Consider the following 19674-nt stretch of genomic DNA (forward strand, 5'->3'; position numbering starts at 1 on the left):
TGTGCGAGAAGGCGGGTGTAGGCAGCGATGAAATCCTTGAGCTGGTGCTAGTCGGTAATACGGCGATGCACCACATCTACCTCAACATCTACCCGGAGTATCTGGGTGTATCGCCCTTTACGCCGGCACTGCACAGGAGCATAGACATAAAGGCGAGGGATTTGAGGATAAGGGCAGCGCCCGGTGCCAATGTTCACGTCCTACCTATAGAGGCTGGCTTTGTCGGCGCTGACAACATGGGCGTGATCGTCGCCCTGGAGCCCGAGAAGAAGGACGACATATGGCTCATCATAGACATAGGCACCAACGGCGAGATAGTGCTTGGGAATAAGCAAAAGCTGCTCTCCACCAGCTGCGCCACCGGTCCGGCGTTTGAGGGGGCACAGATTACCCACGGCATGCGGGCGGCGCCGGGAGCGATAGAGCGGGTGCGCATCGACGCAGAGACAAAGGAGCCCCGCTACAAGGTTATAGGTAGGGAGAAGTGGAGCGACGAGGTTAAGAGTGACGCCCGCGGAATATGCGGCTCGGGCATAATAGAAGCCGTGGCTGAGATGTTCAAGGCGGGTATAATAAAGAAGAGCGGCGTCTTCAACACCAGCCTAGAAACCCCGCGAATACGCCGCGGAGAGAACAACCAGCCGGAGTATGTGCTCGCCTGGGCGGAGGAGACAGCCATAGGAAAGGACATAACGGTTACACAGAGCGATGTGCGCGCTGTGCAGCTTGCAAAAGGCGCTCTCTACACCGGCTGCAAAACCCTGATGAAGCACTACGGCATTAGCAGCGTTGATAAGGTGGTGCTCGCCGGCGCCTTCGGGAGCTACATAGACAAGGAGGCAAGCATGGTCATAGGCATGTTCCCTGACTGCAACCTCGACAGGGTCGTCGCCGTGGGCAACGCCGCGGGTGATGGCGCGCGGGTGGCGCTGCTCAACCGCAGAAAGCGCGAGGAGGCAAACCTCGTGGCGAGGCGGATAAAGTACATAGAGCTTACGGTCGACAAGGACTTCCAGACGGAGTTTATGCAGGCGATGTACTTCCCGCACATGAAGGACAGGTTCCCGCACATCCAGCACATTCTGGACAGGATACCGGAGTAGGTGATTGGCGTGTTTAGTCTGAAGGGTAGGGTTGTGAGGATAGGCGATGTGAAGTTCGGTGGCAGGCGAGGGGAGAATCCGACGGTGCTGATAGGTACGATGTTCTACAATGGTCATAAGATACTCCACTCCCGGAGGAAGGGCGAGTTCGACCGCGCTCGCGCTGAGGAGCTGATAAACCGCCAGGAGGAGCTGAGCGATGCCACGGGCATGCCGGCGATGCTCGACATCGTCGCCAACTTCGGAGAGGAGGCGAAGCGCTACATAGACTTCGTGGCGGAGGTTACCGACATGCCCTTCTCCACCGACATCTGGACCGAGAAGCCCAAGGTGGAGGCTGCGCGCTACATCGCTGAGGTGGGCCTGCAGGAGCGCCACCTGTACAACAGCCTCGCTCCCTGGGCAAAGGACCCTGAGTATGAGGTGAGGGAGCTGAGCAAGCTGGGTTTGAAGAACGTCCTCGTCGTGGCCTTCAACACCCAGAACCCCACTCCGCGCGGCAGGGTGGAGCTGCTCAAGGATGTGCTCCTCCCCCGCGCCGAGAGGGCGGGCTTTAAAAATGTGCTGGTGGACACCTCCCTTATAAGCATTCCCTCAGCGCCCTTCTCCTTCCTGGCAAGCAGGCTGGTCAGGGAGGAGTTCGGCTTGCCTGTGGGCTGTGCGCCGTCGAACGGCACCGATTTGATTAAAAAAGAGGTGGAGGAGAGGTGGGGCAGGCTGGGCTTCGTGGGCATAGACAGCGCAGCCCACGCACTCGCCGCGCTGCTCTGGAACGACTTCCTACTTTATGGTCCAGTAGAGAGCGCCCCCTGGATCTTCCCTGCCATAGCCAACGTCAATGCGATGCTGGCAACGCTGCTCTACGAGGAAACCGGAGAGCTGCCAGCCAGCGAGAGTCATCCCATACACAGATTCTACCAGGACTTCGTGAATGAGCTAAAGGCTGGCGAAGCTTCGCCAGGGGAATAGGCACCGACTATGGAGTACATGGTTATACCTCCAGCCCTGAAGGCGTACTTCTATGCCATCGCCCTTATTTCCACCCTTGTCTTCGCGACAGGGGCTGCCCTCAAGCTAATGCTCATCTCCAGCGCCCGCGACACTGACGGGCTCTCCATTCCGAGGATTGCAAGGCTCAGCCTCACCTCCCTCTTCTCCCCCGACTGCCTGCTCGCGAGGCGGGTGTTTCCCAGGAGCAGGCTTCGCGGTGCTGTGCTGGTGCTCATCCTGTGGAGCTTTCTCATAATCATAGCCATCGGCGTGGTGAGCTATGCCTCCCGCCTGCTCGGAGTCCCGCTCCGCTCCACCTACCACCTCCTCAGCCTCTTCGCCGACGTCGCAGGTTTTCTCCTCCTCCTGGGCGTGCTCTACGCGGCGGGAAGGCGATACCTGTTCGCAAGGCGGGAGGTGTACTCCATGCCCGAGGACGGCATCTTCCTCACTCTCTTCCTCCTCATCCTGCTCTCGGGTTTTGCTGTAGAGGGCGCGAGGCTGGCCATAACCTCTGCCAGTGACGCCTACTCCCCCTTTGGAAGCCTTGTGGCAGGGCTGCTCTCCTCGGCGCCCCTCGAGACTCAGGGCAGGGTGTTTATCTACGCCAAGCTGGTGCACTTCTCCTCGAGCTTCGCCCTCCTCGCCTACCTGCCCTTCTCAAAGGCGATGCACATGCTCGCGGCGCAGCTAACCACGCGCTTTGCCAGGGAGAAGGAGAGGATATACTATTAGGCAGCGCTACTCATCCAGCAGCTCCTGCCGGTGCGCACGGAACTCTGCATCGAGCACCCTCACCATAGCCCGCGCCTTCTTCCTGCCTATCCCCGGCACCTTCACAAGCTCACCCTCCCTGGCAGCAAAAACCCTGCGCGGCGTGCGGAAGTGCTCAAGCAGGCGCTCCGCAAGCTCTGAGCCTATGCTTGGCAGACCGCTCACCAGGAAGAGCTGCTTTTCCGGCATACCCATCATCCTGGGCTTGGGGCGTATCCTGGGTTTTGAACGCCTCTCCTCCTGTTCCCTCTTTGCGAGGGTGAGAATGGCCTCTGCGATGGAGCTCTCGTCCCTGCCCTGGAGCACAGTTACGCCCATATCCAGGCTGAGCGAGAAAAGACTGCCCCATATCGCAGAGGAGCTGTTGAAGTGCTCTTCCTCAAGGTACCCCTCCACCAGTATCACCGGCTTCTCGTAGGCCTCTCTCAGCCTGCTCGCCTGGTCGAACAGCCTGCCCGAGAAGAGAGAGGAGATGTAGTCCCGGGCTGCTTTGCGCTCTATGCCCACGCGCTCGCTCACCACATAATCGGCAACGCTGAGGCTGCGAAGCTTCACCTCAGCGCCCATTTCCCGGAGCAGTGCAGGTACCGGGGAGGCCTGCTCACGGATATCCACAACCACCTCAACCATTTTCTCCCTCCAGTATGTACGCCGTAGGCGCGACCACGCTGATGTATGTGTAGACCACAGCCTGAATCAATCGCCCCGCCAGGAACAGCCCAGCACCCGCGGCAAAGGCCCTGCCCTCAAACTGCGTAGCCATGCCTATCAGCATTGTTATGAATATAAGGAGCATAAAGAAGAGGTTCAGCGCCACAACCTCGCGGCTTCGCCTTATCCCCAGAGATGCGCTCCTCTCCATCGCTGTCAGAAAGCCCCGGCCCTCTATCACCGTCACGGGCACCGCAAAGAAGAAGAGCAGCGCAAAGGCGATGACGCCAATGAGGGATATAACCAGGGTTAAAAGCGCAAAGAGGGGTGAGCGGGTGTACATTAACCCGGCCAGACTCAGGGAACTTATAAGGAATATGATGCCCACCAGGAGAAGGGCAGCAGCGCCTATGAGCAGCAGGCTGCGCCACCTGGAGAGCGCCTGCCTCAGCGCAAGGGTGAGGGAAACCCCTCCCTGCCTGTGCTGCGCCGCCAGTGAGGCGTACATGCCGTAGGTGAGCATATCCACGGCGAGAACCGCCGGAAGGGCCGCCGCCAGAGGCAGAAGGAGCCTCTCAAGCCCGGTCACTGCGCCCCGCTGAAGCATGAGCATAACCTCATAGAGCACCCTGCTGAGGTAGAGCAGAAAGGCGGTGTAGATGAAGGTGGTCACTATCCTGGGCAGGAAGAGCCTGGGCTCTGCGCTGAGGAGTGCAAACGCCTCGCGAAGCACTCGCAACACATTCACACTAATGCCTCCTGTGTCTTGTTTTAACTGCCATGCCACGCTCAAATTCCAGCATCTCCCCGGCGCTCAGCATCGCCGTGCCGGTGGCGAGGAGCTCATCATCCTCATCTACCACCACCACCTCCTGATGGGCTCTAATCTCCGGGTCGCAATCCACGACGAACTTTGCAAAGACACTCTTGCCCTCCTTTACAAAGGAGCTCACCTCCCCGGCCACCACCACACGGCATCGCGGGTATTGCAGGCGGAGCAGGCGCTCACCCCCGGCGATCGTCGGAACCACCATGCCGTCACTGGCGCGCAGGGTTGCCACAAGCTGACCATCGACAAAGGCACGCCTTATCCTGCCGGTGCGTCTGGAGTACTCTGCCCTCGCACCCGCAAAGAGCACCTCGCCCGCACCCCTGCCGAGCTGATAATCCGCAAGGGCGCGCAGCTTCAGCTCCTCTCCGCCAGCAACGCGAAATTGAGAAAGGTCCTCAAAGCCTTCGCCCCCTAGGCCCAGAAATTCAAGGCTCCGGTGCCAGTGCACCTGTGTGAAGCGCCGGAGGTACCCGGATATAATGCGCCGCATAAAGGCAAGCTGGTCGGCGTCGAGGGTGCCGACGCCCTCATGCTGGGTTAAGGGGTATGTCTCCTCAACCTCCAGGGGGATTACCCCGAACACCGGCGAGGCTATGCAGATGTGGTATCGCTCACTGCTCGCCAGGCGATAGGTGCGCGAGTAGGGCCTTGTGCCCTCTGGCAGGAGCACAAGCTCCTTGCCAAGGCGCTCAATCCAGGAGAGCCTCTCAATGTGCCTGGCCACAGCAGGACGCGAGAGCGACTCCATGCCTGTGTAGAAGAAGGCTGAGCGCTTTGTTACAGGCTCCAGGCGTTCAAGCTGGGGCGAGTAATCCCTGAGGATGCGAAGCGCCTCGAGCAGCGAGGGATGCGCCCTGGCGCGCTGCTCAGCAAGCTCCCACAGTGAGCCTTCGTATATCGCCTGCTTCACCTTCTTTATCTCCTCAAGGCAGGCAATCAGATTGTGCTTTGCAAGAAGGCGCTCACCTTCCTCTGCTTCTAGGCTCCTGAACTCCCTGGCGTCGTAGGCGCTGCACACCTCGCAGGAGCAGGGCAGCTCGCGAAGCTCTCCAACCCTGTAGGTACCCCTTGCAGTGATGTAGCGCCCATCCCTGGCGTAGAGAGCATATGCCGCACTGTCGAAGAGGTCGCATCCCAGAAGGGAGGCGAGGGCAAAGACCATGGGATGACCCGCGCCGAAGAGGTGCACAGGCTTCGCGTGACCCAGCTTACGCTTCGCATGCAGTATCACCCGCGCAAGCTCTGCGAAGCGGTAATCCTCCATCAGGGGCACCACTCCCCCTATTGCATGTACATCGAAGGCGAGCTTTGCCACTTCTGAAGCTGCGCGCTCCCTCAGCTCCGCGTGGGTTGAGCCCTGTACAGTGCCTGCAAGGAGCATCTTCCTGTCCAGCCTGGAGGCCTCCCCTGCCCTGCGGAGGGTCTCCTCAAGCTCCTGCTTAGCACGTTCATAGGGTACATCAGGAGGTGTGGGGATGTCGAGAATCACGCCAATGTCAACACCTATCTCATCCTGAAAGTGCACTATCTCGCGAGGTGAAACCTCCACGCTACCGTACTGGTAGAGCTGGAAGGAGCCAGAGTCGGTCATCACCACACCCTCAAAGTCCAGAAGCGCATGAATCCCCTGCTCCAGAGCACGTTGCCTGAGCACCGGGTCGCGGTAGATTATGTAGGAGTTGGTGATTATGCCATCAAAACCAAGCCTTGCTATCTCCTCTATCCCGAGAACCTGTTGCTTGGGGTTTATCACAGGGAAGAGGTAAGGCGTCTCCAGCTTTTTGCCATGCACATTGAATACGCCCGCCCTTCCTGCACCATCTTTATGCCTTATCTCGAACATACCTCTGCCTCTGCCTTTGAGGATAAATAAATATTGTTAAAGAGTATTTTCTCCGGCACTTACCATAATTTAACATCAATTTTCTTATGTCTTATTTCTCCATTATAATTCAGCATCAATAGCATATCAACCATGATCATCCAAGAAAGGAAAGTTGGAGACTATACGCACTTACGTCACACTGCCTAAAAAACTTTATGAGGCTATGAACATAGAAAAGATCACAGAGGAAAGTGTGAAAATCCCAATACGGTGAGTAAGGCATTAGAAACGAGCCACTGAAAAACTATGTTTATTAACAAAATAAATCACTTATTAATAAATTCACCATTGTTGTTTATATAAATAAAATCTAATTTAATATTTTTATCGATGATTCCTTGCTCAATTAGATATTTTTTGCCTTTTTTACATTCTTTCCAAAATCTTTTATCATTTGTATAGAAAGTAAACGGGTTGATATTCTTAATATTGGAGAGAATGTCTACTAGAATCAATCTATCAAAATCGTCCTTAAATTTTATATCAAGCAATGCTTTATAGCATTTTATCCCAAATGCATAATTTTCCCCATAAGATACTATTCTCCAGTTACGTTTCAATTTGTCCATTTTCTTGTCCAAATCATTTAAAAACGCAATAGGAAGTTCGTGAATGAAATCTTCTAATCTAAGCGAATGAACATTAGATTTGTAGTCTTTATCAATCCCTTTATAAATTAAATCAAAAAAATCTCGATATTCGGGATATTGTGACTTCAATTTTTTGTTTGTTTTTAATAAATTTTCATTAAATTCAGGGGAATGCACATCTTTAATTTTAGTTAGATTTGGAATAAACCTCCAAAAGTAATAAGATGCCCTTAAAATCTTTTCTCCACAGACTTTTTTAATTTCGTCATAAGATTTTTTAGAGACAATAAGAGTATCATCTAAATTTTCATCTATTAGATTGTTTATGCTATTGTGTAACCTACTCCCTTCTATTAAAGCAAATAATAACAAATTTGTATCGAGTGAAAAGTACATTATTATATTTCTAAAGATTTGATTAAACGATTATCAATTTCAACTGGATATTTTGGTTCTATATATTGTGACAAATTAATTATGTCGTAATAAATATCGTCTATCGTTAACTTGCCTTCTTTCAAAGCTAATATTCTCAGAAGCTCCATAGAAATAGAATTTATTAATAAAGCGGATTCAGGAGTAAATTTATCTAAAAGCAATAATTTGTCTATTAATTTCTCTAATATATACAGCAATTGGGAAATAACAAAGGAATCATATCCATTTATAGAAAAAGATTTTTCTTCTAATTTAACCCTCATACCATGTATTTTTATACTAGATTCTCTCAGCGCTTTCTTTATAATTACTAATTGTTCTCTTTGGTTGAGTCTTTGAAAATTGGTGGCAAATTTCTCAAATGTTTTCCCTATTTTTTTTTCTTTTGAAAAATTTTCCTCTAATTCCTTGCCAATTCTTTCAATATCTACAAATTCGTTGTGTTTAAAAGAAACCAAATCAATCATTGTTTTAAGGAAAATCTCCTTCTCACGTTCTGACAATTTAAATAGATTTTCCATTCCTCTTAAATAACTTTCTTTTCTCCACTTCTTTAAATAATTTCGAGCAGAAACAATTGGTCGATGTGAATATAATATAATTTCATAAATATCTTCTATTGATCCTCTCAGAAATTCATTTAAGTTATGGTTAATTTCAATAGAATATTCTTCTTCATTATGGAAAAGGTTAGACATTTTTTGCCTCCATTCAGCTATTAGTACATTTAATCTTTATAAAACTTTTCACTTAAGCAACCCCAAGTTTTAGAAACTAATAAACTTGTTACTAATTTTTATATTACTAAATTAAAAATTAGGTGATCAGATGGGCTTCACACTTAAACCCGCGGAGGGTATGAATTTTATTGACCGTGAAGAGCTGCTCAATGAAATCCTGTCCGAGCTAAAGAACATGCAATCTACCACAGGCTTCGCCATCTACGGCAGCCGAAGGGTTGGAAAAACCTCACTTCTCAAAGAGGTTCAGAGGCGGCTCAGCGGCGAGAGGAACATAGCTGTAGTGTACTTTTCTGTGTGGGACCTGGTGGAATTCACTCTGGAGGAGTTCTGCAGGCGTCTAAGCACTGAGGTCATAAACACCTACCGCTCGGAGCTGGGCATAAAGTTCAAAGCCGCAGAGCTGCTGAGAACCCCGCTATCGGTACTCAGAAAAATTTCGGAGCTCAGGGTTGTATATGAAGATATTGAGTTCCTGGTTTCCTTCAGGGGCGCAGACACCAACGAGCTCGTGGAGAGAACCTTGAACCTGCCAGAAAAACTAGCAGAAGAAACAGGCACGAAATGCGTACTACTGATAGACGAGTTTCCCTCAGTGATTGACCTCAAGGCAGGTGAGGCAAGGGTGGGTGAGGGGATAATCAGAAAAATAAGAACCCTTTCCGAAGGGTGGCACAGAACGGTACTGTGCATCTCTGGTTCGATAAGGAGCACAATGGCGCTCGTTGTGCTCTCATCAGCCTCCCCCTTCTACAGGCAGTTTGTGGTGAGGGAGATAGGTCCTCTAGAGGAGGAGCATCTTGTTCATTTCCTGCGCAGAAATCTGAGGATAGATGGTGAGGCTGCGAGGGAGATTTGCAGATTCTCAGGGGGGATTCCCTTCTATGTCCAGTTTATGGGCAAAATGCTTGAAAGAAAGCGAGGGAGAATAAGGGTGGGCGATGTTGCGAGGGTTGAGGAGGAGTTTCTTACGGAGGAGGGCAACCTGCTCTTCACTGAGGAGTTTGAGAGGCTCAGCGCCAGGGAAAGGCTGGTACTCATGGCACTTGCCCAGGGCAGGTGCAGCCCATCGAGCATCGCAGAGGAGGTGGGCGACAGGGTGTCAAATGTGAATGTTTTCCTGAAATACCTGGAGGATAAGGGATATGTGCACAAACGGGGGAGAGGGAGGTACCACATCGAAGACCCTGTTTTCGAGGAGTGGTTGAGGCGCAGGTTTGCCTGACTTCCACAAACTTTATTTGAACTGGTTGCAAAAGAAGATGGGAAAGATGCTCAGGGGAAAGGTTGCGGTGGTCACAGGTGCAGGAAGAGGGATAGGCAGGGCCACGGCCAGGCTCCTTGCCAGAGAAGGGGCGAGGGTTGTTCTCGCCTCGCGCACAAGAGGTGAGCTTGAGCGCGTGGCTGAGGAGGTGAGAAGGGAGGGCGGCGAGGCGCTGGCTGTGCCTGCAGATGTGCGCAATTTCTCCTCGGTTAAGGCCATGTTTTCAGCCGCCGGGCAGGTGGACATTCTGATAAACAATGCCGGCGTGGCGGTGCGAAAGCGGCTCGTGGATACAGAAGAGGAGGAGTTCGACAGCATCATGGCTACCAATGTTAAGGGCGTCTTCCTGTGCTGCCGCGAGGCGCTGCGCAGCGGCATGCTGGAGAGGGGCGGGATCATAGTGAATGTCTCCTCAGGCGCAGGCAAGATGGGCTTTCCGGAGCTTAGTGCCTACTGCGCCAGCAAGTTTGCTGTGCTCGGCCTGACAGAAGCCCTGGCATATGAGGTCTCGTCGAAGGTCAGGGTGTATGCCGTCTGCCCCGGGGGTACTGATACGAGGATGTACCGCTCCCTCTACCCTGAGGACGACTTCTCAAAGCTGCGCTCTCCAGAGGAAGTTGCCTCTGCAATAGTGGCCCTGTGCAGGGGTGAGGTAGAGCTCGGCTATGGCGAATGTCTTGAAATTTAGTGAGGTGATGAGATGAGTAAGGTGACTGTGGTTATAGGAAGTAAGTCTGACAGCGAACTCGCAGAAAAGGCTGAGGCTGTGCTGAAGGAGTTCGGCGTGGCATGCGAGGTGATTGTTGCGAGCGCCCACCGCACACCAGAGAAGGTTAAGGCTCTCGCAGAGCGCAATGACTGCGATGTTTTCATAGCCATCGCAGGCCTGAGTGCCGCTCTCCCGGGGGTGATAGCGAGCCACACAGTTAAGCCTGTGATAGGCGTGCCCAGGGAGGTGAAGCTCCTTGGTATGGATGCTCTGCTCGCAATTGCCCAGCTGCCCCCCGGCGTACCTGTTGCCACTGTTGGCATAGACAACGCCAAAAATGCGGCGCTTCTAGCAGTAGAAATCCTCGCCCTGAAGGATTCTGAGCTCAGAGCCAGACTCGAGGAGTACAGGGAGAAGATGAGGAGCGCCTGAACAACTCATGAACCTGCTCCACATCAACCCAGAGGCGAGGCACGGCGATGTGCTCGCAGTGATAGAGGTGCCCCGGGGCGCAAAGGCAAAGTACGAGTACGATTCTGAGCTCGGCCTGATAAAACTCGCCCGCATAAGCTTCACCTCTTTCGCATCGCCAGCAAACTACGGTTTTGTCCCCCGCACCTGGTGCGAGGACTCCTCACCCCTGGATATTCTGGTGCTGTGTCAGGAGGCACTTTATCCCGGCACAGTGGTTGAGGTGCGCATCCTGGGGATGCTCCAGGTTAAGGTGCAGCGCAAACAGGACCCGAAGCTGCTCGGTGTGGCGGCGAGGGACCCGCAGTTTGAGCACCTCACAAAACTTGAGGATGTGCCTGAGCATTTTCTTCAGGAGGTGGCGCACTTCTTTGCCAGCTACCGGGAGCTTGAGGGCAGAGAGATAGTGGTGGGAAGCTGGCAGCAGCGCGAGAGGGCAATGGAAGAGCTTGAAAAGGCGAGGGCGAGATACGAAGCGCAGTTTCCCTAGGAGGGACAGGAGTCGCAGCTCTCCCTGCCCTCACAGAAGATGCTGGCCCTGCGCAGAAGCGAGCCGTGCTTCTCAAGGCAGCGCACTATAGACTCGGCAGAGACGGGATTCTTAATAAAAAGGACATGGTGCTTCTTCGCCGCGCGCATCGCCAGCTCGCGGTCATGGGTTACAATTATGCAGTGCAGCTTTGCGAGGAGGTGGAGTATCTCATCGTCACTCATATGGGTATCCACATCCCCCACATGAAGCACCCGGGTACCGTGGTTGAGCTTCTTTACGCGCTTCGGGATGTTTGCATCAAGGAGGATATCAATTACTATCCGACCACCTCCATCCCGGGCATGCCGCCACCGCTTTGCGAAGAGGGGTATCCCGCAAAAATTCTGAGCTCTCCCGCCTCTGCTTTATTCTGAGCTTTCTGAAGCCATAGCATGCAAGCGCATGGGCAAGCTCCTGCAGGTCTTCACCTGAGAAGGCGGGGGGTGCAAGTGTGACTGCAACCTGACAGCTCACCTCCGAGGAAGACAGAACCTCAAGGGACTGGAAAACCCTGTGTATCGCCTCCTGGTTCCGGGTTACACGGGTATACCTCTCGGTATCCAGGGGCGCCTTCACCTCCATCTCCACCACATCGGCTATTCCCTCCTTCAACGCCCTCTCGAGCGCATCCGGATAGTAACCGGTGGTGTGGAGCTTTATATCAAATCCGCGCTCCTTAAGCTGAGATGCAAGCTCCAGTGCCGCCGGCTGCATAAGGGGTTCACACCCCGCGATGCTCACAGCATCTATCAGCACCCTTCCCTCCTCGAAGATTTCCAGAAGCTCCCGCGTCTCAACCTTCCTTGCGCAGGCATCCCGCGCCGTGCAGGAGGAGCAGCTGAGGGGGCACCCGTGAGCATACACCACAGAGCAGGGCTTCAGGGGATACTCTATGGTTGAGAGGTGTTCTATGCGCGAGATTACAAGCTTCATCTCAATCCAGCCTCCCCAGGGTAGAGCCGCAGAAGGTGCAGTTATCGCGGGCAGGCACCACGCCTCCGCACTTCCTGCAGTAGCTGCTCTCGGGGGCATAGCTCCAGAAGCGCAGTTTTGTCCTGGTGGCAATCCTGCGGGAAAGCTCCGCCAGCGCCGTGGCCTCTGGCTGGACTTCGCTCAGAAGTATCCGCGAAATTGCGCCTCCCCTGCAAAGCGGGTGAAACTCGCCCTCTATGCTCAGCCGCCTGTTGAGCGGTACATCCGCATCCACCCTTACCTGCGAGGCGTGGGTGTAGTAAACACTGCCATCCCGCCTGCTGCCGCGGGCAACAAGCTTGTCTGCAAATAAGCCGTGGTCAAGCTTCGCAAGCCGCATGGCAGGGTTCTCATCCTCTGCCTGCGTAAGCACAAAGCTCAGGCCACTCTCCCTGCTGAACTGCTCAACTAGATTGTGCATATACTTCACAACCCGCAGGCCGAGTTTGGTGGCATCGTCCTCGTGAAGCTCCCTGCCAAGGAAGGCAGAAAGCATCTCATTCAGCCCCACGTAGCCTATGCCGAGCTGTATTCTGGCGCCAGAGTAGTTTTCCGAAAGGAAGGGCATTCCAGAAATCATGCGACGCTCTGTCATCTCCTTCTTCACCAGAAGCACATCGCGGGCGAGATTCATCCTCTCTTCCAGAAGCCCAAAGAGCTTTTTCTCACTGCCGTCGCTGAGGTAGGTTATCCTTGGAAGGTTGAGGGTGACCACCTGCATCATGCCGGCGCATAGCCAGTTGGCTGCCTCCTCATCCGGGAATGTGTAGTTCGCTATCTGGAGCCCATCTTCCGGCGGAGCAACAAAGCAGTGATTCGCCCCTCTGGCAGAGGCGAGGTGAGCAGCCTGGAGGTAGGCATCGTAACCTTCCCTGCCCTCATACTCATCACGCAGCTTGAAGTATACCTTGGGGTAGAGGAATGGCTTCGCCAGATAATCTCCCGCTGCAAAGGCTTCCGCCATAGCCACTGCAAGGGCTCGTGCCTCCTCCTCAAAGTCTGCATAGGTTGTTCCCTCTTCTACAACGCCTCCGGGGAGCACCGCAGGTTGTGAAGCGAGAAACTCGGGAATGCCGTACTCAACGCCCATCTCGTAGGAGTGCTCCCCAGCGCCCAGCTGAGAAACCTCATAAAGCAGGAGATTCGCAGTATGCGCGATCTCTGCGCTGCCCATGCCGCTTACGTAGGGAGCAAGCCACACATTTATGTGGTCCAGGCACTGAGAGGTTGAGAAACTTCCCTCCCCCAAACGGAGCACCTTTATGGCTGTGAGCACAGCCTCTGTAGCGCTATCCGCAGGCGGGGAGGTGCAGCTCCCGCCCTTAACGCCGCCGAGGAGGTAGTTGCGAAGGTCATGGGCAAAGGCACTCGCTTTGGTTGCAAAGGCCTCTAAAGCATGGATGTGAAATCCGCCCCTCATGTGAGCGTCGGCAAGGGTTAGAGGAAGCACCTTCAGAAGGGTAAACTCCCTGAGCACATTGGCTGCCATGGCGCGGTGCACCGCCTCAGGAGTCCTCGCCTCACCCTCTACCAGCCTTGAGGCGTCGTAGACGGGCATTCCGAGGCGGGTGTAGTTGGCCCTTGCCTCCTCAAAACCGTGCTCAAGGAGCTTTACATTCACCACCTCGCGTATCAGCGGGGCTGAGATAAAGTCCAGCTTCAGCCTTCTGAGCTCCGCCTCCGCCTCCCTAGCTATGTTCTCGGCGATCTCCCTGGGGAGAGAGGTCTCACGTATAAGCGAAGCGACTATCTTCTTCCTGTCGAAGGCCTCGATGGTGTTGCGGGAGGTGCGGACATACATGCTGTGGAAGCGCTTGTACCTCTCCGCTGCCTCGGGATTCTTTGCGTAGAGCACGCGAAGCGTCTCCTGCTGAATCTCTCTGGTGGATACGCCGTCTTTTATTCGCTTTGAGACCTCCTGCGCCACCTCTATTGCTGTCCAGAAGTCTATACCCGCATCAACGCAGTCGTTTGTAACCATGTTCGGGTCAAAGGCCTCGGTCTCGCCCGAAGCCTTCACAACACGAATTCGAGTAGCTGTCACGCCCATACCCGCACCCTTATTTGGATTCCTAATTACCGGGGATTCAGTGATTAATAGATAGGTGTGCTGCAGAGCATATAAATGTTTCGAAAGGGTTTTCTTAACCATAAGGCAAAAGATATTTATATGTGCTAACCCAATAGCTATGACCACATGCCCCGTTTACCGTGTGGTTAGAATTGCAAACTGGTGTTGGCAATGGATGAGACAGACAGGAAAATCCTGGAAATGCTGATGAAGAACTCCAGGACATCTTATAAGGAGATTTCCAAAAAGACCAAAATTTCGGATGTTGCTGTGCACAAACGCATAAAAAAACTGGAAAAAAGTGCAATAAAAGCTTTTACTGTACTCATTAGACAGGAAAGTATGGGAAAGGGGATTACCTGTATAGTGAGCATAAGGTGCAGTATCTCAGACAGCGCCGCAATAGCAAAGGCGATTGCTGAGATAGGCGATGTAACTGAAGTTTACACCACCCTGGGTGAGTACGACATCGTGGCGAAGGTACGCACAGAGAGCATAGAAAGCCTGAAGGAGATAGTGGAAAAGAGGATATCCAGAATCCCGGGAATAAACGAGGTGCGTGCCAGCGTGGTCTTTGAATGCCTCAAGGAGAATGTGAGCCTTGTGATGTGAGCACACCCTCTCCTTGCTGGGGATACTTCCTTACCTTTATTTTCATCCGCTTCTTAGGGACATTGACAACCTTCTTGAGCTCCACGGTGACATCTTCACTGAGCTTGAATTCGTGCATTGGTACCTCTGGAAGCCTGCCGTTGATTTCATAGATGTAGTATCCATCTTCCCCGTCTATGCTCACAACAAAGCCCCGCTCGCCAACGCGTTCCACCTTCACATTTGCCACCTGTCTCAGGGCGTCGAGCACATTGGTACCGGCAGGCACCTCAACGCTTACCTCCTCTGCAAAGTACTCCAGAAGCTCATAGATCTTCTCCGGCTTGGCATGGAAAACCTGTGTCCTGCCAAAGGTTCTGCGCTCCACCAAGCCTTTCTCCTCCAAGAGGGAGCAGTGTTTACTCGCCTGGGGCACAGAAATACCCATTTCGCGGGCTATGCCGGAGATGTGCATCTCCCTCTTCAGGAGGAGTCTGAGTATATCCCTCCTGGTTTTGCTCTTCAGCACCCCGAAGACATCCCTTATTGTTGCCATTTTGGTTAACATATGGAAATAGAATCGTCAGGTATATAAGCCTTTGGGTGGAGGTTGGAGGCATGGATGCGGAGCTGGCAGAAGGCCGGGAAGAGATTCATGCGGCGATGCGCAGAAGTGCAGCTGCTGTGTTTGAGCTGGGCAGGGAATTTGTGGAGCGCGCCCTCAAAGCAAAAGAACAGAGCAGTGCCCTTGCGGCGGCGCTCTATCAGCTTGCCGGCGAGAGCTATCTCGTGGTTCATGTGAATATTCGCGGCGCAGGTGAGATGGCAATGCTCACGGCGACACTGGCTGTAGACTGCTACAGGGAGGCAGCCCGTCTCTATGAGGCATGCGGCGAGGTTGAGCATGCGGCAGGGGCTTATCGTGAGCTGGCAGGCTGCCTCCACCTGCAGAAGCTCTGCATGATAAACCGCAGAAATGTTGCAGTTGTGACAGAGCACCTTTACCAAGAAATTCAGTACTGTGAGGAGAAGCTCAGGCAGCTTGCTCCAGTCATGGGAGAGCCTCACCACAGGTGACCAAAAGATTTATATATGATTATATGAGCATGTGCTCATATGGACAAGGATTACCTCTGCGAAGTTGAGTATGCGGATAAGGAGGCTATCGAGGAAGTAAAGTCCAGAATGCTGAGCCCGGAGCTTATTCTGAAGGTGGCTGATATCTTCAAAATTCTGGGCGACCCCACCAGGATGAAAATCCTGTATGCACTTTCCCTGAGAGAGCTCTGCGTGTGCGACCTTTCGGCGCTCCTTGGAATGAGTCAATCTGCAATTTCCCACCAGCTGAGAATACTGAGAAGCTCAAATCTGGTGAAATTCAGAAGGGAGGGCAAGGCGGTCTACTATTCCCTTGCGGATGAGCACATAATAAAGCTGATTGAGATGGGTGTTGAGCATGCGAGAGAACCATGAAGGACACGGGGATAGCTGCTCTTTCTGTGCCACCGGCGAAATACTAGACGAGAGGTCCCTAGAAGAGCACAGGAAGATAATACTGGCAGGAGGCCTGCTCCTCGCCCTGGGTCTATACATAGAGTTTTTCACCGAGCAGCAATTGCTCGCCCAGATCCTCTTCCTGGGCGTTGTCGTGGTCTCGGGCCGTGAGATAGTAGAGAAGGGTATCCGCTCGGCGCTTAGGGGCAGGCTGAACATCAACTTCCTGATAAGCATCGCAGCGGCAGGGGCCTTCCTCATAGGCCATGGAGAAGAGGGTGCCGCCGTGGTATACCTGTTCTTCATCGCCGAATTTCTGGAAGAGTACGCCGCAGACAGGGCGAGGCGCTCTGTAGCCTCGCTGATGCAGCTCGCCCCCGAAACGGCGACAGTTAAGCGGAACGGCAGAGAGGTGACCCTCCATGTGCATGAGGTGGAGGTGGGAGATGTTGTTGTGATCAGGCCGGGAGACAGGATACCTCTCGATGGTGTGGTGATAGCGGGCAGCTCCTCTGTGAACCAGGCGCCTATCACAGGGGAGAGCATGCCTGTTTTAAAGGTGGAGGGCGATGAGGTCTTCGCCGGAACAATAAACGAGGAGGGCTATCTGGAGATAAGGGTAACCAGGAAATCCGAGGAGAGCACCCTGTCCAAGATTGTAAAGCTGGTGGAAGAAGCCCAGCGGGAGAAATCAAAGACTGAGGTTTTCATAGACAGGTTCGCAAGATACTACACGCCGGCGGTCATAACCCTGGCATTGCTCGTAATCACCGTCCCGCCTCTCGCATTTGGTCTGCCCTTTGAAGAGTGGTTCTACCGCGGGCTTGTGCTGCTTGTAATCTCGTGCCCCTGTGCCCTTGCAATCTCAACGCCCGTATCCATGGTTTCGGGGATAACTTCTGCTGCCAGGAACGGGGTTCTGATTAAAGGTGGCAGCTACATTGAGGAGATGAGGCAGGCTCGCGTTGTGGTCTTTGACAAAACGGGCACCCTCACAGAGGGCAAACCCGAGGTCACAGATGTTATCCCCCTGAACAGATACTCTGAGGAGGAGCTTCTGCGGATAGCTGCATCCCTAGAAGTAAAATCCAGGCACCCTGTTGCAGAGGCGATAGTCAGAAGCGCCGAGGAGAGAGGGATAAAGCTGGCAGAGGTTTCCAGATTCAGGTCAATTGCGGGAAGGGGATTGAGGGGTGAGATCGACGGCAGAGCCTTCTTTGTCGGAAGCAGGAAGTTCTTCAGGGAAACCAAGATAGAGTTTCCTGAAGGGCCCCTGGAGGAGCTGGAGAACCAGGGGAAAACAGCAGTGCTGGTCGGGAATGAGAGTCATGTGGTGGGTGTAATTGCCCTTATGGATAGAATCAGAGACGCCTCGTACAGCACAGTGCAGGAGCTGAAGAGGAGAGGCATCAGGACAGTGATGCTCACCGGAGATAATGAGAGAGCGGCGAGGGCGATTGCGGAGAGGCTCGCCATAGATGAGTACTATGCAGAGCTGCTGCCGGAGGATAAGGTGAGGGCGGTGGAGGAGCTGCTGGAGAGGTATGAGCACGTGGTCATGGTCGGCGACGGTGTTAACGACGCCCCCGCCCTGGCAAAGGCCCATGTGGGCATCGCCATGGGCGCCATAGGCTCTGATATAGCAATTGAAACCGCCGACATAGCGCTGATGCACGACGACATATCAAAGGTTATCTATCTGATAGAGCTGAGCAAGAAGACCATGAGTATTGTAAAGCAGAACGTAGCCGCCTCCATCCTGATAAAGGGCTCCTTTGCACTGCTCACCTTCCCGGGATATGTAACCCTCTGGCTGGCTGTGGCTGTGGGCGATATGGGCCTGAGCCTGGCGGTTATACTGAATGCGCTGAGGATAGGCAGGGAACGTTAATATTGCAGAGAATGCTATATTATACATGAATCGGAGGCATGCTATGGAATTCTACAAGTACCACGGCGCAGGTAACGATTTTGTTCTGGTGGAGAACTTGGACGGGGAGATAGAAGAAGAGGCAAAGCCGGAGCTTGCTCGCAGGCTGTGCCACCGCCGCTTCGGCGTGGGCGGCGATGGGCTGCTGCTTGTGGAGAGCTCTGATATGGCGGATGCGCGCTTCAGGTACTTCAACAGCGATGGCAGCGAGGCCGAGATGTGCGGCAATGGCATGCGCTGCTTTGCAAAGCATCTGTACGATTTCGGGATAGTTAAGGGAGAGAGGATGCGCATCGCCACGAAGGCGGGGGTGCTCAACGTGGAGGTATACCCCAGCGACGGAAGGGTGCGAGAGGTGCGCGTTGAGATGGGCTCGCCGCGATTTTTGAGAAAAGAGATACCTGCGCTGGGGGAAGGGAGGTTTATAAGGCAGAGGCTTAGCATCGCGGGAGAGGAGCTGGAGGTGAGCGCCGTAAATACGGGTGTGCCCCACGCTGTGGTGTTTGTGCGCGACCTTGCAAGCGTAGATGTTCTCCGCCTGGGCAGGGCGCTGCGCTTCCATGAGATTTTTCCTCAGGGCGCGAATGTCAACTTCGTGGAGAAGCTGGGGGAGAATCTATTTGCGGTGCGCACCTATGAGCGCGGCGTGGAGGGCGAAACCCTGGCCTGCGGCACAGGTATAACCGCATGCGCCGCTGTGGCTGTGCTGACAGGTGAGGCTTCGCCGGAGAGGCCCATAGAGATACGCGCCCGGGGCGGCACCCTCCACGTTGAGGCGGAGGTGCGCAACGGCGAGGTTGTAAATCTGCAAATGCGCGGCCCCGCGAGGCGTACCTTCAGGGGGGAGACAGAGGAGATATTTGAGGAATGAAGGGTGAGGCGCTTTTAGTATTCTTCCTGCTCTGCTCCGGGGCTGCAGCACTGCTCTATCAGCATGAGCTGCTCCTCGGCCAGGGTGGAGGCGAGGTGGGGACGCAGGCAAACACCAGCTTTGGCTATGCCATCGCCATGCCGGTGCTCTTTATTCTTGCTCTCAATCTTTACCTGATTCTCTTCCGCTTTCGCGTATTCCTGAGGGTGCTCAGGCTGACGATTCTCGCCTCTGCCTATTTCAGCTACGCCCTGATATTCTTAATTCTGTTCTCTCTGCTTGAGGAGCTTGTACCGGCGCTGAGCATCCTCTTTCTGCTCGCCTTTATCCTTGCTCTGCTGCTGCCCTTCGCCTCTCCGCAAAGGCTGAAGCCATGGGTGAGAAATCTTCAGATTGCATGCTTCTCTGGTCTAGCTGGCGCCAGCCTTGCGAGTCTCTTCAGCCTCGGAGCACTTGTTTTTGGCCTGGCGCTGCTCTCCCTGCTGGACTGCTACTATGTGCTCAGAAGGCAGGCGATACCAGAGCTCGCGACACGCCTGGAAAAGGCGGGCGTACCCTTCGGGATAGAGGTGGATATCGCCAGGGAAAAACGCCTTATTCTCGGCTTCGGCGACCTGTTCTTCGCCTCCTCTGTGGCAGCGGTGAGCTATGCAGAGCTGGGCATACCCTGGGGCATCGCGGCGATTATCCTAATCGCTGTTGCCATGTTCGCCTTCCTGCGCTTCACGCAGAGGCGCGGTAGAGAGGCCTATCCAGCGCTCCCCGC

Annotated in this window: 22 protein-coding genes; 13 read left to right on the forward strand and 9 right to left on the reverse strand. The window is 53.9% G+C overall.

The features are described 5' to 3' along the window. The 3 genes from ACXJJW_RS04835 to ACXJJW_RS04845 form a co-directional block, all read left to right on the forward strand. The coding region (locus ACXJJW_RS04835; protein WP_456474603.1) for an ASKHA domain-containing protein at positions 1–1103 on the forward strand (1103 nt) is incomplete at its 5' end. A gap of 9 nt (positions 1104–1112) precedes the next feature. Then, positions 1113–2072, forward strand: a complete 960-nt coding sequence (locus ACXJJW_RS04840) for a tetrahydromethanopterin S-methyltransferase subunit H family protein (protein ID WP_456474604.1) — start codon at positions 1113–1115, stop codon at positions 2070–2072. Positions 2073–2081: 9 nt separating this feature from the next. Next, a complete protein-coding gene (locus ACXJJW_RS04845) occupies positions 2082–2828 on the forward strand; it encodes a respiratory nitrate reductase subunit gamma (RefSeq protein ID WP_456474605.1) in 747 nt (248 codons plus the stop codon). Between the two features lie 6 nt (positions 2829–2834). Here ACXJJW_RS04845 and ACXJJW_RS04850 read toward each other — a convergent pair whose 3' ends face one another. The 5 genes from ACXJJW_RS04850 to ACXJJW_RS04870 all read right to left on the reverse strand — a co-directional run bounded on the left by ACXJJW_RS04850 (position 2835) and on the right by ACXJJW_RS04870 (position 7961). Beyond that, on the reverse strand, positions 2835–3497 hold the full coding sequence (locus ACXJJW_RS04850; protein ID WP_456474606.1) for an ERCC4 domain-containing protein: 663 nt from the start codon (positions 3495–3497) through the stop codon (positions 2835–2837). After that, on the reverse strand, positions 3490–4266 hold the full coding sequence (locus tag ACXJJW_RS04855; protein ID WP_456474607.1) for a hypothetical protein: 777 nt from the start codon (positions 4264–4266) through the stop codon (positions 3490–3492). Before ACXJJW_RS04855 ends, ACXJJW_RS04850 begins: the two co-directional genes overlap by 8 nt. 1 nt (position 4267) lies before the next feature. Next, the gene (gene tgtA, locus ACXJJW_RS04860) at positions 4268–6193 is read right to left on the reverse strand and encodes a tRNA guanosine(15) transglycosylase TgtA (RefSeq protein WP_456474608.1); all 1926 of its coding nucleotides are present in this window, start codon (positions 6191–6193) and stop codon (positions 4268–4270) included. Between the two features lie 308 nt (positions 6194–6501). Further along, positions 6502–7221, reverse strand: a complete 720-nt coding sequence (locus tag ACXJJW_RS04865; protein WP_456474609.1) for a hypothetical protein — start codon at positions 7219–7221, stop codon at positions 6502–6504. 2 nt (positions 7222–7223) lie between these two features. Then, entirely contained in the window at positions 7224–7961 is a 738-nt protein-coding gene (locus ACXJJW_RS04870; protein WP_456474610.1) for a hypothetical protein, read from the reverse strand. A gap of 130 nt (positions 7962–8091) precedes the next feature. On the opposite strand from ACXJJW_RS04870, the gene ACXJJW_RS04875 reads away from it, so the two are divergent. The 4 genes from ACXJJW_RS04875 to ACXJJW_RS04890 are packed head-to-tail and all read left to right on the forward strand — an operon-like array spanning position 8092 to position 10937. Further along, the gene (locus tag ACXJJW_RS04875; protein WP_456474611.1) at positions 8092–9228 is read left to right on the forward strand and encodes an AAA family ATPase; all 1137 of its coding nucleotides are present in this window, start codon (positions 8092–8094) and stop codon (positions 9226–9228) included. Between the two features lie 37 nt (positions 9229–9265). After that, the gene (locus tag ACXJJW_RS04880) at positions 9266–9955 is read left to right on the forward strand and encodes an SDR family NAD(P)-dependent oxidoreductase (RefSeq protein WP_456474612.1); all 690 of its coding nucleotides are present in this window, start codon (positions 9266–9268) and stop codon (positions 9953–9955) included. Positions 9956–9967: 12 nt separating this feature from the next. After that, entirely contained in the window at positions 9968–10408 is a 441-nt protein-coding gene (gene purE / locus ACXJJW_RS04885; RefSeq protein WP_456474613.1) for a 5-(carboxyamino)imidazole ribonucleotide mutase, read from the forward strand. Positions 10409–10415: 7 nt separating this feature from the next. Next, positions 10416–10937, forward strand: a complete 522-nt coding sequence (locus ACXJJW_RS04890) for an inorganic diphosphatase (protein ID WP_456474614.1) — start codon at positions 10416–10418, stop codon at positions 10935–10937. Here the strand turns inward: ACXJJW_RS04890 and ACXJJW_RS04895 are convergent. Genes ACXJJW_RS04895 through nrdD form a run of 3 tightly spaced genes read right to left on the reverse strand, consistent with a single transcriptional unit; the run spans position 10934 to position 14001 of the window. Continuing rightward, a complete protein-coding gene (locus ACXJJW_RS04895; protein WP_456474624.1) occupies positions 10934–11311 on the reverse strand; it encodes a DUF5615 family PIN-like protein in 378 nt (125 codons plus the stop codon). The two genes, ACXJJW_RS04890 and ACXJJW_RS04895, sit on opposite strands and share 4 nt — an antisense overlap. After that, positions 11250–12011: a radical SAM protein gene (locus ACXJJW_RS04900; protein ID WP_456474615.1), complete on the reverse strand. Its 762-nt coding sequence runs from the start codon at positions 12009–12011 to the stop codon at positions 11250–11252. Before ACXJJW_RS04900 ends, ACXJJW_RS04895 begins: the two co-directional genes overlap by 62 nt. Then, positions 11914–14001: an anaerobic ribonucleoside-triphosphate reductase gene (gene nrdD / locus ACXJJW_RS04905; RefSeq protein WP_456474616.1), complete on the reverse strand. Its 2088-nt coding sequence runs from the start codon at positions 13999–14001 to the stop codon at positions 11914–11916. The genes ACXJJW_RS04900 and nrdD overlap by 98 nt, the downstream gene beginning before the upstream one ends. A gap of 192 nt (positions 14002–14193) precedes the next feature. On the opposite strand from nrdD, the gene ACXJJW_RS04910 reads away from it, so the two are divergent. Then, positions 14194–14634, forward strand: a complete 441-nt coding sequence (locus ACXJJW_RS04910) for an Lrp/AsnC family transcriptional regulator (protein WP_456474617.1) — start codon at positions 14194–14196, stop codon at positions 14632–14634. Here ACXJJW_RS04910 and ACXJJW_RS04915 read toward each other — a convergent pair. After that, the gene (locus ACXJJW_RS04915) at positions 14606–15181 is read right to left on the reverse strand and encodes an ArsR/SmtB family transcription factor (protein WP_456474618.1); all 576 of its coding nucleotides are present in this window, start codon (positions 15179–15181) and stop codon (positions 14606–14608) included. The genes ACXJJW_RS04910 and ACXJJW_RS04915 overlap by 29 nt on opposite strands. A 50-nt stretch (positions 15182–15231) precedes the next feature. Here ACXJJW_RS04915 and ACXJJW_RS04920 point away from each other — a divergent pair, with 50 nt between their 5' ends. The 5 genes from ACXJJW_RS04920 to ACXJJW_RS04940 form a co-directional block, all read left to right on the forward strand. Further along, a complete protein-coding gene (locus tag ACXJJW_RS04920) occupies positions 15232–15690 on the forward strand; it encodes a hypothetical protein (protein WP_456474619.1) in 459 nt (152 codons plus the stop codon). A 39-nt stretch (positions 15691–15729) separates the two neighbouring features. Then, a complete protein-coding gene (locus tag ACXJJW_RS04925; RefSeq protein WP_456474620.1) occupies positions 15730–16086 on the forward strand; it encodes an ArsR/SmtB family transcription factor in 357 nt (118 codons plus the stop codon). Further along, on the forward strand, positions 16070–17998 hold the full coding sequence (locus ACXJJW_RS04930) for a heavy metal translocating P-type ATPase (protein ID WP_456474621.1): 1929 nt from the start codon (positions 16070–16072) through the stop codon (positions 17996–17998). The genes ACXJJW_RS04925 and ACXJJW_RS04930 overlap by 17 nt, the downstream gene beginning before the upstream one ends. A gap of 25 nt (positions 17999–18023) precedes the next feature. Next, positions 18024–18908, forward strand: a complete 885-nt coding sequence (dapF, locus tag ACXJJW_RS04935; RefSeq protein WP_456474622.1) for a diaminopimelate epimerase — start codon at positions 18024–18026, stop codon at positions 18906–18908. Next, positions 18905–19674 (forward strand): hypothetical protein (locus ACXJJW_RS04940; protein ID WP_456474623.1); only part of this gene is annotated, 770 nt, incomplete at its 3' end. The genes dapF and ACXJJW_RS04940, both read left to right, overlap by 4 nt.

The organism is Candidatus Pyrohabitans sp., assembly GCF_054014795.1.